General features: G+C 35.0%; 18 protein-coding genes and 1 pseudogene. 18 read left to right on the top strand and 1 reads right to left on the bottom strand.

Annotated features, from left to right (window positions below; all coding sequences use genetic code 11):
- Positions 1 to 51 precede the first annotated feature (51 nt).
- The 10 genes from QZV68_RS01150 to QZV68_RS01105 all read left to right on the top strand — a co-directional run bounded on the left by QZV68_RS01150 (position 52) and on the right by QZV68_RS01105 (position 8,009).
- Positions 52 to 975 carry a DUF3100 domain-containing protein gene (locus QZV68_RS01150; protein WP_296877775.1) on the top strand — a complete coding sequence of 308 codons (924 nt, stop codon included), beginning with the start codon at positions 52 to 54 and terminating at the stop codon, positions 973 to 975.
- Positions 976 to 1,464: a hypothetical protein gene (locus QZV68_RS01145; RefSeq protein ID WP_296877774.1), complete on the top strand. Its 489-nt coding sequence runs from the start codon at positions 976 to 978 to the stop codon at positions 1,462 to 1,464.
- Positions 1,465 to 1,617: 153 nt separating this feature from the next.
- The gene (locus QZV68_RS01140; RefSeq protein WP_296877772.1) at positions 1,618 to 2,523 is read left to right on the top strand and encodes a DUF3100 domain-containing protein; all 906 of its coding nucleotides are present in this window, start codon (positions 1,618 to 1,620) and stop codon (positions 2,521 to 2,523) included.
- The gene (locus tag QZV68_RS01135; RefSeq protein WP_296877770.1) at positions 2,523 to 3,014 is read left to right on the top strand and encodes a hypothetical protein; all 492 of its coding nucleotides are present in this window, start codon (positions 2,523 to 2,525) and stop codon (positions 3,012 to 3,014) included. Before QZV68_RS01140 ends, QZV68_RS01135 begins: the two co-directional genes overlap by 1 nt.
- Positions 3,015 to 3,106: 92 nt before the next feature.
- On the top strand, positions 3,107 to 4,516 hold the full coding sequence (locus tag QZV68_RS01130) for an MmgE/PrpD family protein (protein WP_296877768.1): 1,410 nt from the start codon (positions 3,107 to 3,109) through the stop codon (positions 4,514 to 4,516).
- Positions 4,517 to 4,521: 5 nt separating this feature from the next.
- Positions 4,522 to 5,424 carry a peptidase gene (locus QZV68_RS01125; RefSeq protein WP_296877766.1) on the top strand — a complete coding sequence of 301 codons (903 nt, stop codon included), beginning with the start codon at positions 4,522 to 4,524 and terminating at the stop codon, positions 5,422 to 5,424.
- A 4-nt stretch (positions 5,425 to 5,428) separates the two neighbouring features.
- Entirely contained in the window at positions 5,429 to 6,301 is an 873-nt protein-coding gene (locus QZV68_RS01120; RefSeq protein ID WP_296877764.1) for a fumarate hydratase, read from the top strand.
- Between the two features lie 56 nt (positions 6,302 to 6,357).
- Positions 6,358 to 7,155, top strand: a complete 798-nt coding sequence (locus tag QZV68_RS01115; RefSeq protein WP_296877762.1) for a citryl-CoA lyase — start codon at positions 6,358 to 6,360, stop codon at positions 7,153 to 7,155.
- Between the two features lie 4 nt (positions 7,156 to 7,159).
- A complete protein-coding gene (locus QZV68_RS01110) occupies positions 7,160 to 7,669 on the top strand; it encodes a nitroreductase family protein (RefSeq protein ID WP_296877760.1) in 510 nt (169 codons plus the stop codon).
- Between the two features lies 1 nt (position 7,670).
- Positions 7,671 to 8,009, top strand: coding sequence for a hypothetical protein (locus tag QZV68_RS01105; RefSeq protein ID WP_296877758.1), 339 nt, complete (start codon positions 7,671 to 7,673; stop codon positions 8,007 to 8,009).
- Here QZV68_RS01105 and QZV68_RS01100 read toward each other — a convergent pair.
- Positions 7,999 to 8,328 (bottom strand): hypothetical protein, encoded by a 330-nt coding sequence (locus QZV68_RS01100; RefSeq protein WP_296877757.1) that lies wholly within the window; start codon positions 8,326 to 8,328, stop codon positions 7,999 to 8,001. The two genes, QZV68_RS01105 and QZV68_RS01100, sit on opposite strands and share 11 nt — an antisense overlap.
- Before the next feature lie 61 nt (positions 8,329 to 8,389).
- Here QZV68_RS01100 and QZV68_RS01095 point away from each other — a divergent pair, with 61 nt between their 5' ends.
- The 8 genes and pseudogenes from QZV68_RS01095 to QZV68_RS01060 all read left to right on the top strand — a co-directional run.
- Positions 8,390 to 8,740, top strand: coding sequence for a hypothetical protein (locus tag QZV68_RS01095; RefSeq protein WP_296877755.1), 351 nt, complete (start codon positions 8,390 to 8,392; stop codon positions 8,738 to 8,740).
- Between the two features lie 165 nt (positions 8,741 to 8,905).
- The gene (locus tag QZV68_RS01090; protein ID WP_296877753.1) at positions 8,906 to 9,220 is read left to right on the top strand and encodes a V-type ATP synthase subunit H; all 315 of its coding nucleotides are present in this window, start codon (positions 8,906 to 8,908) and stop codon (positions 9,218 to 9,220) included.
- A gap of 11 nt (positions 9,221 to 9,231) precedes the next feature.
- Positions 9,232 to 11,235: a V-type ATP synthase subunit I gene (locus tag QZV68_RS01085; protein WP_296877751.1), complete on the top strand. Its 2,004-nt coding sequence runs from the start codon at positions 9,232 to 9,234 to the stop codon at positions 11,233 to 11,235.
- A gap of 63 nt (positions 11,236 to 11,298) precedes the next feature.
- Positions 11,299 to 11,758 (top strand): annotated as a pseudogene (locus QZV68_RS01080) (V-type ATP synthase subunit K).
- Positions 11,759 to 11,776: 18 nt separating this feature from the next.
- Positions 11,777 to 12,388, top strand: coding sequence for a V-type ATP synthase subunit E (locus QZV68_RS01075; RefSeq protein ID WP_292606850.1), 612 nt, complete (start codon positions 11,777 to 11,779; stop codon positions 12,386 to 12,388).
- A 15-nt stretch (positions 12,389 to 12,403) separates the two neighbouring features.
- Positions 12,404 to 13,558: a V-type ATP synthase subunit C gene (locus QZV68_RS01070; protein WP_296877749.1), complete on the top strand. Its 1,155-nt coding sequence runs from the start codon at positions 12,404 to 12,406 to the stop codon at positions 13,556 to 13,558.
- Positions 13,555 to 13,872, top strand: coding sequence for a V-type ATP synthase subunit F (locus tag QZV68_RS01065; protein WP_296877747.1), 318 nt, complete (start codon positions 13,555 to 13,557; stop codon positions 13,870 to 13,872). The genes QZV68_RS01070 and QZV68_RS01065 overlap by 4 nt, the downstream gene beginning before the upstream one ends.
- Positions 13,869 to 15,200, top strand: a 1,332-nt coding sequence (locus QZV68_RS01060; RefSeq protein ID WP_296877745.1) for a V-type ATP synthase subunit A, incomplete at its 3' end; no start/stop codon positions are given. The genes QZV68_RS01065 and QZV68_RS01060, both read left to right, overlap by 4 nt.

The raw sequence follows: 15,200 nt of genomic DNA, 5'->3' as shown, positions 1-15,200 counted from the left end.
TATATAATAGTTTACATGAATTAAAGAATAAAGCATGATTATTTGTGCTGGGTGGGAGAGGGTATTATTTCAGATAAATCTAATAATGATAATCAAACTAATCATATATACCGTGAAAAAACGGATAGAAGAATTTTAAAGAAAAACCCATGGAAAGATTACAGATTACATGGTACTGTACTTGTTTTAGTTATTATTGCTGAATTAATCGGTCCTATTAAAATACCGATAACCAATGGTGTAGAAGTTTCAATAATGCCGTTGCTTTATTCGATGGTTTTGGGATTGGTATTCTATTTGGCAAAGCCTATTACTTGGATTCAAAGAAAACAGGCTCGTATTGCTGAGGGGGCAATGATGCTTTTTATTGGCATATTAATCGCCAAACTGGCAGTTTCAAGCGGACAATCAATGCATTTGATTTTTGAAATGGGTCCTGCATTGTTATTGCAGGAACTGGGGCATTTGGCCACAATTATTATAGCACTTCCTGTTGCTATACTTTTAGGATTTAAAAGGGAAGCTATTGGTATGACCAATTCCATTGGTCGTGAACCTGAAGTTGCTGTTGTTGTCGATAAATATGGATTCAATTCTCCGGAATCAAGAGGAATTTTTGCCTTGTTCATTATTGGTACTATGATCGGTACTGTATTCATTAGTTTCCTAGCAAGTTTAAGCACAACATTGCTGCCATTACATCCATATGCATTTGCTATGGCCAGTGGTGTTGGTAGCGCCAGTATGAACGCCGCTGCTTTAGGCCCTACTTTAGCAGCATTCCCGGCATTGGAAACAAACATTGAAGCATTTGCGGGATTCAGTAATTTGCTTTCATTTTCTATCGGAATTTATATTGTAATATTCCTTGCCATTCCGTTCACTGAAAAGATGTATTACTTTTTGGAACCTAGAATTGGAAGGTCTTCTAAAGGCAGTGAGTCAAACGATGAAAACGGTGTTGGGGGAGAATAAATGTCTGAATTAATTGATGAACCTATTGATGTATCCACTCATGGTATTTTTAATTGGATATTGCTGCTGGCCATATTTTCAGTAATTACTGTTATTGGTAATTATGTGGGTTATAAGCATCCGATTTATGATTCTTTAATTGGAATGGGAATATTGTCATTGATTACATTAATTGGTGTTTGGATGGAGCGTAGACTTCCGTTAAACATTTCTTCAATCATTTACATAAGTTTGATTGGTATTTTTATAGCTTTTCCGGGAGTTCCAACTTCTGAAACTGTGCTTTATTATGTTTCAAAAATTGAATTGTTATCTATTGTCACAGTATTTCTGGCATATGTTGGTATTGGCATTGGAAAAAGTTGGGATGAGTTTAAAGCTCTCGGATGGAAAGCCATTATCATTACAATGTTGGTTATAGCTTCAACATATTTCGGTTCGGCTATTGTGGCTCATATAATATTGGTATTGACTGGAGTTCCTATGTGATTGCTCCTCTTTTTATTCTCATTTTGTGTTATTTTTAATCTGTTTTTTCTTATTCCAATTCATATTTTGTGAAATTATGTGGATTGGATACTAATGATTTATATAATATGTTTTAAGAAATGTAATATTATTAAGCATTTTAATTGATTTTTAATGCTTTGTGGGGAGTGTGTACTTATTCCGAATAAAGATAATGATGGGCAAGTTGAACATATTTATCGTGAAAAAACGGATAAACGGATTTTAAGGAAAAATCCATGGAGAGATTACAGATTACATGGTACTGTACTTATTTTGGTAATCATTGCGGAATTGATAGGCACTCAGAAAATTCCTTTAACTGGTGATGTTGCTATCACTATCATGCCTTTAATATATACTATTGTTTTAGGATTGGTATTCTATTTGGCAAAGCCTATTACTTGGATTCAAAGAAAACAGGCCCGTATTGCTGAGGGGGCAATGATGCTCTTTATTGGGGTATTGATTGCAAAGTTGGCTGTTTCCAGTGGCCAATCCATTTCTTTGATTTTTGATATGGGTCCTGCATTAATTTTACAGGAATTGGGGCATTTGGCAACAATTCTTATTCTCCCTGTTGCTTTACTTTTAGGATTTAAGGAAGAAGCTATTGGTATGACAAATTCAATTGGTCGTGAGCCGAATGTTGCTGTTGTTGTCGATAAATATGGATTCAATTCTCCTGAATCAAGAGGAGTATTCGCCATATTTATCATCGGTACTGTAATTGGTACAATATTCATCAGTTTCCTTGTAACATTTTCATTGTCTTTCCTGCCGTTGCACCCTTATGCATTTGCTATGGCCAGTGGTGTAGGAAGTGCCAGTATGAATGCGGCTGCTATCGGTCCGACTCTTGCGGCATTTCCAGGTTTGGAATCCCAAATAGAAGCATTTGCAGGATTCAGTAATTTACTTTCATTCTGTGTTGGAATATATATTGTGATATTTGTTGCACTTCCATTAACTGAAAGAATGTATAAATGGCTGGAACCTAAAATTGGAAAAGATTCTGTTGTTAAAAAGGAGGATGAATAATGCCTGATTTGATAGACGGTTCGGAAAATGTTTCAGTTCATGGAATATTCAATTGGATTTTACTGCTTGCAATATTTTCAGTCATTACTGTAATTGGTAATTATTTGGGATATAAGCATCCGATTTCAGATTCTTTAGTCGGTATGGGGATTCTATCGTTAATCACTCTTATAGGTGTGTGGTTGGAAAGGGAACTTCCATTCAATGTTTCATCAATTCTTTACATAAGTATAATTGGTATTATAGTAGCATTTCCTGGAATGCCAACTTCAAAGATAGTTCTTTATTATGTTTCAAAAATAGAACTTTTATCTATTGTAACCGTATTCCTGGCATATGTCGGTATTGGAATGGGTAAAAGCTGGGATGAATTCAAAGCTTTAGGTTGGAAAGCAATTGTTGTAACTGTTCTGGTTATTGCAGCAACATATTATGGTGCAGCTATAGTGGCTCATATTGTACTGGTCTTATCTGGAGTTCCAGCAGTTTAAATTATTTTTTTTATTCACTTTTGAAAAATTGTTTTACAGTGTAAGTTAACTATTTAATAGTACCTTTTACATATACTAATTATAGGTGTTTTATGTTTTTACAAAATATTTCTAAATTTATTTCAAACTATAGGTATGAACAAGCAACTGTAGAATCCATCACTACTGTAAAAGCCGCTTTTTTGGACTTTTTTGGAGTAACCTACAGAGGATCATCCGAAGATGCTTCAAATATAGCTTTCAACACAGTTGAAGAGATATTTTCTGGAAACTTAAATTTAAATTTAAAGGCATCAGTCATAGGTAGAAAAACTAAAACAGATATGCTGAGTGCCGCTTTTTTAAATGGGGTTGCAGCTCATGTACTTGAACTGGATGATGGTCACAGGGGTGCTCAAATTCATTTGGGTGCTGTCATATTTCCGACAGCATTGGCAGTTTCACAAAGTCATGACTTGAGCGGAAAGGAATTCTTGGAAGGAGTTATCGTAGGATATGAGGTTGGAATCTTGCTTGGAAAATTGGTTAATCCGGAGCATAGGAATAAAGGATTTCATACAACCGGAACTATAGGTACTTTTATTGCAGGTGCGGTTGCATCTAAATTATTGGATCTTGATGAAAAACAAATTGTCCATGCATTAGGATTATGTGGAACTCAGGCTGCGGGTCTTTTGGAATCAGACCATGGAGGATCCATGGGTAAAGTATTGCATGCCGGAAAAGCTTCATATAATGGGTTGTTGTCTGCATTGTTGGCTCGAAATGGTTTTACTGGTAGTGAAACAATATTTGAGGGTGATGAAGGATTTTTAAAAACAATGGTTTATGATAATACTGATTTTAATTCTGAGAACTTTTCCCTGGAAAGTGCACTGAAGGAAGTTGGAAAAGTAAGGGTAAGGGACATTTACTTTAAGAAATATCCGTTCTGCAGACATCTTCATTCTTCAATCGATACTGCATTAAAGATTAAAGCCAGTATTGGTGATGAATATAATCACATCGAAAATGTCGCCGTTAAAACCTATAAGATTGCAGCTGAACACAATAATTTCCATCCGAAGAATCTGGAAGAGTTAAAACAGAGTTTGCCTTATGCCGTAGCGATATCATTGGTAGTTGGTGAAGTCAGTGTTGATAAAATTAACCAATTAATTGAATACGGTCTTTTGGATAACTATTCCAGTGTTGATATTGTAAAAAGTATTAAAAATATAGCAAATAAAACAATTCTGATTTCTGATGAGAAACTGAATTCATTATATCCTGATAAAAGGCCTTCAAATGTTATTATTAAATTGGATGAGCAATTTAGAAATGGTCTGTTCCAAAATTTAACTTTACTTCCAAAAGGGGATTTTGAAAACCCGTTCCAATTAAGGGAATTGATTGATAAGCTTAAAAAATTAAATCCATATTATGATGTCAAAAATTTGACTGTTATTGATAATTTGGAAGATTATTCAATGGCGTTTGTTGTTGATAAATTAAATGAGTAGATAACATGGATGATACAAAAGATTTTCTTAAACAAATTGGCATTGAAGAAACATGCAGTGATTTTAAATCGGAAAAAAGATTTAAGGATGGGGGACAATACCGTTTTGAAGTTCCTGGAATTCAATCACCAAAGACAATGGATGCCCTTTTAAGGGAATCAGTCGAAAATGATCTTTTCATCCATAGGGTTACTCAAACTAAAGGAATAATGATGTTGACCGACGAGGAGATTTCTGAAATGGTCGGTCTGGCTATTGATTATGGCTGCGAACTGTTTTTGGCTGTAGGTCCAAGGGCAACTTATGATACTTCGGCCACTGTCCACACAAAAGAAGGAAGCAGGATTGGCTATAGATTAAGAGGTTATGATAATTTAGTCTATGCAATTGAAGATGTTAAGAGAGCCTGCGGATTGGGAGTTCGTGGAATTTTGCTTTATGATGAAGGTTTGCTTTGGGTTTTAAACAGAATGAGAAAGGCAGGTGAACTTCCTTTAAATGTTCATTTCAAATTATCTGCTCATGCGGGCCATTCCAACCCTGCTTCAGCAAAATTGCTTGAAGCTATTGGTCTTAATTCTTTAAATCCGGTTCGAGATTTACAAATTCCTATGATTGCAGCTATCAGGAATGCCATTGACATTTCCATTGATCTGCATACTGAAAATCCAAAATCAACCGGAGGATTCATAAGGCATTATGAAGTGCCTGATTTTATTAGGGTGGCTTCTCCTGTTTATCTCAAGACTGGAGGTTCAGTTGCATCAAATCATAATTGGGATACAACTGAAAAAGAAGCACTAGCACGCATAAAACAAGTTAAACTAGTTAAAAGAGTCATTGATACTTATTATCCGGAAGCCATCTCCTCTCCAAAAGATTCCAGTGATTTATCAATTCCTGAGTGATTTTATGGATATTATTGAAGAGATTTCCAATTCCATTATAGAAGCTTCAACAAAGCTGTCTGATGATAAACTGAAAGCACTGAAAAGAGCCATTAAAATAGAAACCAACGAAAATGCCTCCTGGTGCTTATATCAGATTTTAAAAAACTATGAAATCGCGCAGGAGAGTCAATTTCCTTTATGTGATGATACGGGAATCGCTCATGTTATAATTGAATTGGGTTCGGAAAGACAGATTACCGGTGAACTTATTGGTCAGATTCATCAGGGAATTGAATTGGGATTGAACAGTCTCCCTGCAAGGCCCATGGCAGTCAGGGGCAATGAAATAGAACGGATTGAACAGAGCCAAGGTTTATTTGAAAAACCGGGAATGCTTAAGCCGGCTCCAATTTTGATAGATTCTGCTGGTGATGAATCAACCTATAAAAGGGATATCTCTTCGGATACATTAAATATTCACTTTTTGCTTGAAGGAGGGGGTCCTGAAATAAGGGCTAAGACATTTAGGGCATATCATAAACGCTCTTTTTCAAATGTTATCAATACTGCTGTTGATTGGCTGGAGGATTCTTTAAAAATGTTGGGTTGCACTCCGTCAATTCCATCAATCGGGATTGGAAGAACTCATTTTGAAGCGACATCTCTTTTGCTGAAATCGATAGCTTATGGAAATTTAGATGACCAGAATGAAGTTGAAGACTTTGTTACATCTAGGTTAAATGAGACTCAAATAGGTCCATTAGGTTTTGGAGGAAAAACAACAGTTTTAGGCTCTTATGTAAATATTGGCAATCAAAGAGCGAGTGGCGTAAGAATAGTTTCTGTCAGACCCTCCTGTTTTGTCGAACCGAGAGTTGCGTGTTTGAAATTGTAAAATTTATATAGTTTATTGATATTATTTTTAATTAATCAAAAAGGAATAAGAAAATCATGCATGAAAATAATTTTAGAGTCAATCCCCATTCATTGAAGACAGCCATTTCCAAAGTCGAAAAGGACAAGATTATTACTCGAGGATATAATCAGAGAGATTTGATAGATAAAATCAGATTCAGTGACATGGTCTATTTGCTTCTGAAGGGGAGATTGCCATCAATTAAGGAAGGAAAAATATTTAATCATGTTTTAGTCTCATTTTGTGATCATGGTGCCACCCCTCCAAGCACTCAAACTGCAAGGCTGGTTGCATCATCAGGTTCCCCAATCAATTCTGCAGTTGCAGGAGCATTGCTGTCATTTGGCCATAAGCATGCAGGCGCAATTCAAAAAACAATGGAATTATATCAATCAAAGATAGATTCCCTTTATTTGACTGAGGATTCAGGACTTGACAATAAGCAAATTGCAAGCTTGGCTATTGATATTTACAGCGAATACATTTTGGCGGATGAAAAAATACCCGGTTTTGGTCACAGATATCATGATATTGACCCAAGAGCTGATGAACTGATGAACATTGTTGTTAAGGAAGGCTTTATTGGGCCGCATATTAAACTTGCATTGGCAGTTGAAGATTTGGCATATGAAAAGAAAGGAATCAGATTGAATGTCGACGGTGCAAATGCAGCAATTCTGTCTGATTTGGGATTTGACCCTGAAATGGGATTGGGAATATTTATTATTGGAAGGATTCCGGGAATTATAGCCCATATTAATGAAGAAAAGATGGATGAAAAGGAATTTAGACGTTTTTGTGATCTTGATGATATAGAATATCATGGAAGGTGATAAAATGGAATTTATTGATGTAATTAAAGAAAGATACAGTGTTAGAGGATATTTGGATAAGGAAGTTGAAAAAGAAAAGCTTGAATATGTTTTAAAAGCAGCTACAATAGCACCTACTGGCGTCAATGCTCAGCCATTTAAGGTTTTTGTAATAGATGCTAAAAAATATAAACAGGAATTGTCTGAAATCTACGCTGCAAAATGGTTTGTTGAAGCTCCTTATGTGTTGTGTGTTGTGGCTTTAAGGGATAAGGCATGGACCAGACCTTGGGATGGCAAAAACATTGCAGACATTGATGCAACAATAGTGATGGATCACATTATTCTTGCAGCTACTGATGTGGGACTTGGAACATGTTATATTGGTGCATTCAAGAAGAATAGAGCACATCAATTTTTGAACTTGGATGAAAATGAAGAGCCAGTTCTCTTTACTCCATTGGGTTATGGAAATGCTGAGCCAAGGGAAACTCCAAGAAAAGAACTGGATGAATTTGTTGTTTATGTAGATTAAAATGAAACTTTTCATATTGCGTGCAGATAACTCTAATGATTTGACTAAAATTTCGGAGGAGTTATCTGAAAATAAATTTAAAACAGTTGAAAGCGGCGACAAGTTTATTTTAATGAAAAAAAGAAGATATGGGAATTTATTGATTCAGGCAGTATGTCTGATACTTGCTTTAACTGTTGCAATGCCATTTATATTTGTTAATGTGGTTTATTTTGCATATTCCTATCTTTGGGCATCTCCTCATGTATTGATTACAACAGAAAAAGTGGACGAAGATGGCCAGAAACTTGAATTTGATAGCATGGATGATGTATTGGATAAAGCTAATGCTATCCTATAATCTCATCTACACTATATTCTTCTATTTTTCTTATTAATAACGGACTTTTTGCATTGACATATTCTGATTCTTCACCTATTTTTGCATCTGTGAATACATGGTCTGCATCAGGTTCGCTGAAAAGCATGATGATGTCATTAATGAATTCGTCATAGTCCTTTTGAACTTCCTCACTGTTGAATCCCAAGCGCGGAAGTTCTTCTGTCCAGATGTCTTCTCCCGGTGAGAATTTCTTATCAGTCAATTTGCCGTCAGCTATTTCACTATCCAATGTAAGTGAAAAATTTTTATTTAAAATAATCCAAACTGCTCTTTCCATGTATATTCATTAGATAAAATGATATAAATATTATGAAGTTGATATTAAGATTAGTGTTATTATGGCAAATGTTAAAATGTTTAAATTATTGGGTGTACTGTTGGCTTTGATGTTAATAGTTTGGGCTTTAACTCCAATTTTAAGGCATCAACCGTTGACCAATGAGGTCATTGCAACTGCAATAATATTATTGATGATAGCCATTGCATATCTTGTAATAATGTTCAACCCATCTTGGACTAAAGCGGTTTTCTTTTTTGAGGGGATAATAATTGCCGTAAGTGGGTATCTTTTATTGGCCCATCCGTATAATATAGAATTTCTTGTAGTTGGCGTAATCATTATTATTATAGCTATTCTTGCTTATTTACAAAAACTACCTCCTAGTATTTTGAAATGGTTCTATAGGTAAATTATAATCCTTTTATTATTTTTTTTATCTGTTTTTTTGATATAATTTTTGTTTTTTGAATACTTTTTTTTAATTTAAATTAAATTTCAGCTATTTTTACTAATATTAAATAGTAAAAGATATATATATCGCACAATAAAAATAAGTGTACCATGGTGATTAATTATGGCAGAGATATCAGACGCAATCGCAATGATAAAAAAAGCTGAAGCTGATGCTGAACAACTTATTGTTGATTCAGAGTCTCAATCTAAAGACTTAATTGCTGAATCACAAGTAAAAGCTGAAGAAATCATTTCACAGGCTAAAAGTGCAGCAGAAGAAGAAGCTAAAAATACTGTTTTTGATGCAGAAGATAAAGCTAAGGTAGAAGCAGAATCTATTGCTAAAAAGTCCGATGAGGACGTTGCAGCTATTAAAAATGCAGCAATGGCAAATGTAGATGAAGCTGCTTCAATTATTGTCAAAAATATTTTGTAGTGTGAGATTATATGTTCAAGACAGCTAGAATGCGTAAAATTAGAATTGTTACACTTGATAAGTATGTAGCTCCTACAGTGGACGCTCTCCACGAATCTGGGCTCATACAAGTCAGTGATATTTCTGATAGCGTTCAGCAAGATCCTGAATTGGCGGAATTAGTTACTCCTGCTAAAGCTACTCCATACACTGGTAAATTATCTTCACTTCTCATGAAAACAAATGGTATATCTGAACTATTAGGAAATTCTTTATCAGAAGGCCATGGGTTAAAGGACACTTTAATGTCTTTTATTAGTCCAGACATGCCAGTTCAAAAAGAAGTTGAGAAATTAGATACTGAAGCTTTTATTGAAAAAGCTGAAGATACATTGGCTCAAGTTGAGTCTAAAACCAGTGTCATTGAAGGAAAACTATCCGCACTCGACACTGAAACAAGTGAACTCAAGTCTAATAAAAGTTTGGCTAATCGCTTATCTAATTTTGACATGGATTTAGCTCTTTTAAAAGATTCAAAGTACACTTCTACTACTGTTGGAAGGATTAATGCTGAATCTACTTCAGAAATCAAAAATAAATTAAGTAACTTGACAGATGAATTAGATGTATTTACTGTTCCTGCGGATGATAAAGAAGGAGACATTATCGTTGTAGTAACATTAAATGAATTTAGTGATGAAGTTTATTCAACACTTCGTAAATATGACTTTGAGAAAATTGAAATAGGTGATGTTGAAGGTACTCCTCAACAGGTTATTTCAAATGCTGATGCAAGATTATTAACCATTGAATCAGAACGTGCTTCAATTAAAGCTGAATTGAAAGCCGTTGCTGAACAGTGGGATGATGAGATATTGGCTCTCAAAGAACAATTAGAAAATGAAAAAGAAAAGAATGAAATTCTTTCATCTTTTGTTCAAACTAAAGATGCTTATGTCTTTGAAGGTTGGGTACCAAAAAAAGACACTGAAAAAGTTGAACAACTAGTTGAAAAAAGTTCTGATGGACATTGTGCCTTTGAAACAATAGAGGTTGAAGGTACAGATGATGAAGATGTTCCTATTTTACAACAAAATGGATGGTATTCAAAACCTTTCGAATTCCTCGTGGATATGTACTCACCGGTACGTTATAACTCTATGGATCCAACAATTTTTGTTGCAATTACATTCCCGTTCTTCTTCGGGTTCTGTTTAACTGATGCATTTTATGGTTTATTCGTATCTCTTATTGGTGTTGTTTTATTACGTGGTTTAGGTAAAACCAGTGATTCCATGAATGCATTTGGTTGGATTTTAATCTGGTCTGGTCTGTGGGCCGTTGTACTGGGTTTGATAACCAATGGATGTATTGGGGATTTCGCTAGTAGGATTTTACATACTCAGTTGCCAACTGTATATGGACCTGTTGACGCATTTAAACACCCAGATACTATTTTGAAAATAGCTATCGGTATTGGTGTTGTTTATACTAACATTGGTTTTATCTTAGGTGCTATTAACAACTTTAGATATGGAAATGTTAAAGAAGCTATCGGTTCTCAAATTTGTTGGTTTATATTTGAAGCTGGAATTATTTTACTCGCTTTAGGATATCTCATACCTTCAATAGGTATTATTGGTATGGTATTAGGAGGAGTATTAATAGTTGTAACCCTTGGAATGTTAATATGGGCTAATGGTGCATATGGTGTGATGGATGTTTTCGGTTTCATGGGAGATGTTTTATCATATGCTCGTCTTTTAGCATTATGTTTGGCTACAGGTGGTATTGCTATGACAGTAAACATCTTGGCTGTAATGGTTGATCAAATGATTCCTATGGTAGGTATAATCCTTGCTATAATTGTATTTGTATTTGGTCATATCGCAAACTTCTTGTTCCAAGTATTAGGTGCATTTATTAACGCTTTACGTCTTAACTATGTGGAATTTTTCTCTCAATTCTTCATGGAAGGTAAAGGTAAATTCGAAGCTTTCAAAGCAAAAAGGACATTTACAAAAATTAAAAATTAAAAATTTTTCATTTATATCTTAAATTATATTTAAAAATTGATATTATTTCAAAGGTGAATAAATATGGCAGAAATAGGATTAGGTGCTGCTTTAGCAGCTATTGGTGCTGGAGTAGCAATTGGTTTTGCCGGATTAGGTTCCGGTTTAGGTCAAGGTATGGCAGCTGCTGGTTCTGTAGGAGCAGTTGCAGAAGATAACGACATGTTTGCAAGAGGTATTATTTTCTCTGCATTACCAGAAACTCAGGCTATTTACGGTTTCTTGGTTGCAATCTTATTATTAGTATTCTCAGGTTTATTAGGTGGAAATGCAACTAAATTAACTTTAGAAGCAGGTATTATTGCTATCGGTGTAGGTGCATCCATTGGTTTCGCAGGTTTAGGTTCCGGTATGGGACAAGGTATCGGTAGAAGACAATGATATGTTTGCTCGTGGTATTATTTTCTCTGCATTACCAGAGACACAAGCTATTTACGGTTTCTTGATTGCTATTTTACTTATGGTATTCGGTGGAATCTTATAAGTTAAGGAGGCAATTTATATGAGCTCAGGCACAGATAAAATTGTTTCAAGCATTATGTCTGAAGCCCAAGAGAAAGCTGATGTAATCATTCAAGAAGCTAATGCAGAAGTTGCGACAATTACTGCAAAAGCTGAAAAAACCGCAGAAACTGAAAAAACCAAAATATCAGAAAATGGTAAAAAACAATCTGAAATGAGATATCAGCAAATTATCTCTGAAGCTAAGATGAATGCTCGTAGAGCAGAATTAGGCGCTAAAGAAGAAGTCATTGAAGCTGCTTTCGCAAAAGCTACTGATGAACTGAAAGCTAAAGCTGCTTCTGGTGATGATGAATATGAAGATTCATTAAGTAAAATGATTAAAGAGGCTGCTGATGAAATAGGTAGTAAAGATTTAATTATTCAATTAAATGAAGCTGACACTAACAATATAAAAGGTCAACTTTCAGGAAGCTCTACTTTCCAAGTTGAAGATATCACTTTTACATTAGGTGAACCTATTGATGCTATGGGTGGAGCTATTTTAAAAACAAGTAATGGAGATATTGAAGTAAATAACACTATTGAAGCTAGATTAGATAGATTTAAAAGTATCTTACGTAGTGAAGTTGCTGAAATATTATTTAAATAATTAGGAGGATAAATTATGGCAGATGAAATTGCTACTTTAATAAGTTCTGTTGGACTTACACATGAAACATTTCTTGTGTTCTGTTTAATGGCAGTTCTTATTGTTGGTGCAGTTATTGTAATCATTGCATCTAGACCAGTTTTGGACATTTATCCTTATCTTAACCCAAGTGCAAGAGTAAGAGCTAGAAAAGGAAGACTATTTAATGAAAAACAAATTTCTGAAATTGTTGAAACCAACAATGTAGAAGAAGTTGAAAACTATCTTAAAGGTATTCCTGAATATGCTGATGTTCTTGATGAATATCCTCTTGATAAAGCATTGGATGTTGAACGTGCTAATACTTATGACTTTATTGCAAGAATCGCTCCTAAGGAAGTAAAAGATCCTTTTGCTGTCATGTCTAAAAAAACTGACATAGACAACATTAAAAGTCTTTTAACTGCTAAGGAAGTTGGTCTTTCACCTGATGAAACCAAAGAATTATTAATTCCTTGCGGATCATTATATGGTGATTTGGAATCATTAGCTGATTCTGAAAAGGTAACTGACATTGTCACAAGTTTAGATGGTACTGAATATGCAGCTGCTTTAGAAGATGCTCTTCCACAATATGAAGAAACTAATATGATTCTTCCATTAGAATCTGCTTTAGATAAATATTATTTAGGCAATTTATTACGTTCTTCTGATGTTCCTGCTGATGAAAATAGACAAATTGTATATTCATATGTTGGAACTCAAGTTGATGTAGCTAATCTTAAATTAATTATAAGGGCAAAACAAGATGGTCTTGATTATGATCAAATTGCTCCTTATATGTTAGAAGAAGGATACCAATTACGTGAATGGAAACTTAAAGATTTAATGGAATCCCCAGATGTTACTAATGTGGTGTCTGGTTTAGAAGGAACAAAATATGCTGAAGCATTAACTGAGGTAATTCCAGTATACAATGAAACTGGTTCAGTTGCTGTATTTGAAAAAGCATTGGATGTTTATGCAGCAAATTATGCAAAATCCTTATCCGTTAAAAAACCATTAGGTGTTGGTCCAATTATTGGTTATTTAAGTCAAAAAGAAAATGAAATTAAGAATTTAAAAATTATTGCAAGAGCAAAAAGAGAAGCAGGCTTCCCTAATTCTAAAATCATGGAGATGTTAATATGAGTTCTGTAGCAATTATAGGTGATATTGACACTGTATCTGGATTTAGACTTGGTGGTGTCAAAAAAGCTGAAGTTGTTAACACTTCAGAAGAAGCTATCGCAGCTTTTGATAAATTTTTAGATGATGAAGTTTCAATTATTATCATTACTCAATTAATGGCTAATGAAATTAGAGAACACATTAATAGGAAAATTGGTTCTGATGTATTACCAATGATAATTGAAATACCTGATAAAGATGGGTCCTCAGAAGGATCATCTGATCAAATAAATGACCTTATTAAAAGAGTTATCGGGGTAGAGATGGTTAAATGATTATTGAAGGAAATATTATTAAGATTGCTGGGCCTGTTATTATCGCAGATGGTATGAGAGGGGCTCAGATGCTTGAGATGGTTAGAGTAGGTGATGAAAAGCTTATCGGAGAAATCATTGAGCTTGAAGGTGACACCGCCACTATCCAAGTATATGAAGAAACAGCCGGTATCCAACCGGGTGAAGTAGTTGAATGTACTGGTGGAGCATTGTCCGTAGAACTCGGTCCTGGTGTAATGAGTTCTATTTTCGACGGTATTCAAAGACCTTTAAGAATCATCAGAGAAGAATCTGGTGATTTCATTGCAAGAGGTATTGACGTAGATTCTGTAAACAAAGAGAAAAAATGGACTTTCAAACCTGTAGCTAAAGTAGGGGATGTTTTAAAAGGTGGAGACGTTCTTGGTGAAGTTCAAGAAACTACTGCAGTTTTACACAAAATTATGGTACCTCCAACCCTTGAAGGTGAAGTAACCGAAATTGCTGCAGAAGGCGATTACACAGTATTGGAAGATATTGCTACTGTTGGTGGTGAAAAAGTTCAAATGCTCCAAAAATGGCCTGTTAAAAGAAGTCGTCCATATATTGAAAAATTAGATCCGGATATACCTTTAGTAACTGGTCAAAGAGCACAAGATACTTTCTTTTCAGTAGCTAAAGGAGGAGCAGCAGCTATTCCAGGTCCTTTCGGATCAGGTAAAACTGTTACACAACAACAATTAGCTAAATGGGCTGACGCAGATATCGTTGTATATATTGGATGTGGAGAACGTGGTAACGAAATGACTGAAGTACTTACTGAATTCCCATTCCTTGACGACCCTAAAACCGGTAATCCATTGATGGACAGAACTGTTCTTATTGCAAATACTTCAAACATGCCGGTAGCAGCTCGTGAAGCATGTGTATATACTGGTATTACAATTGCTGAATATTACCGTGACCAAGGTTACGACGTAGCGCTCATGGCAGATTCAACCTCAAGATGGGCTGAAGCTATGAGGGAAATTTCTGGAAGATTAGAAGAAATGCCTGGGGAAGAAGGTTACCCTGCATACTTAGCATCTAGATTAGCACAATTCTACGAAAGAGCAGGAAGGGTAAAAACTATTGGTACCGAACCAAATGTAGCATCTATTTCTGTAGTTGGTGCTGTATCACCTCCTGGTGGGGACTTATCTGAACCTGTTACTCAAAACACATTACGTATCTGTAAAGTGTTCTGGGCGTTAGATGCATCTCTTGCAGATAAACGTCACTTCCCTTCAATTGACTGGTTACAAAGTTATTCTTTATATGTAGACAGTATTGAAGGTTGGTGGGCTGAA

This window comes from uncultured Methanobrevibacter sp. (genome assembly GCF_902801725.1).
Classification (GTDB): domain Archaea; phylum Methanobacteriota; class Methanobacteria; order Methanobacteriales; family Methanobacteriaceae; genus Methanocatella.
This window is presented reverse-complemented; position numbering and strand designations above follow the sequence as displayed.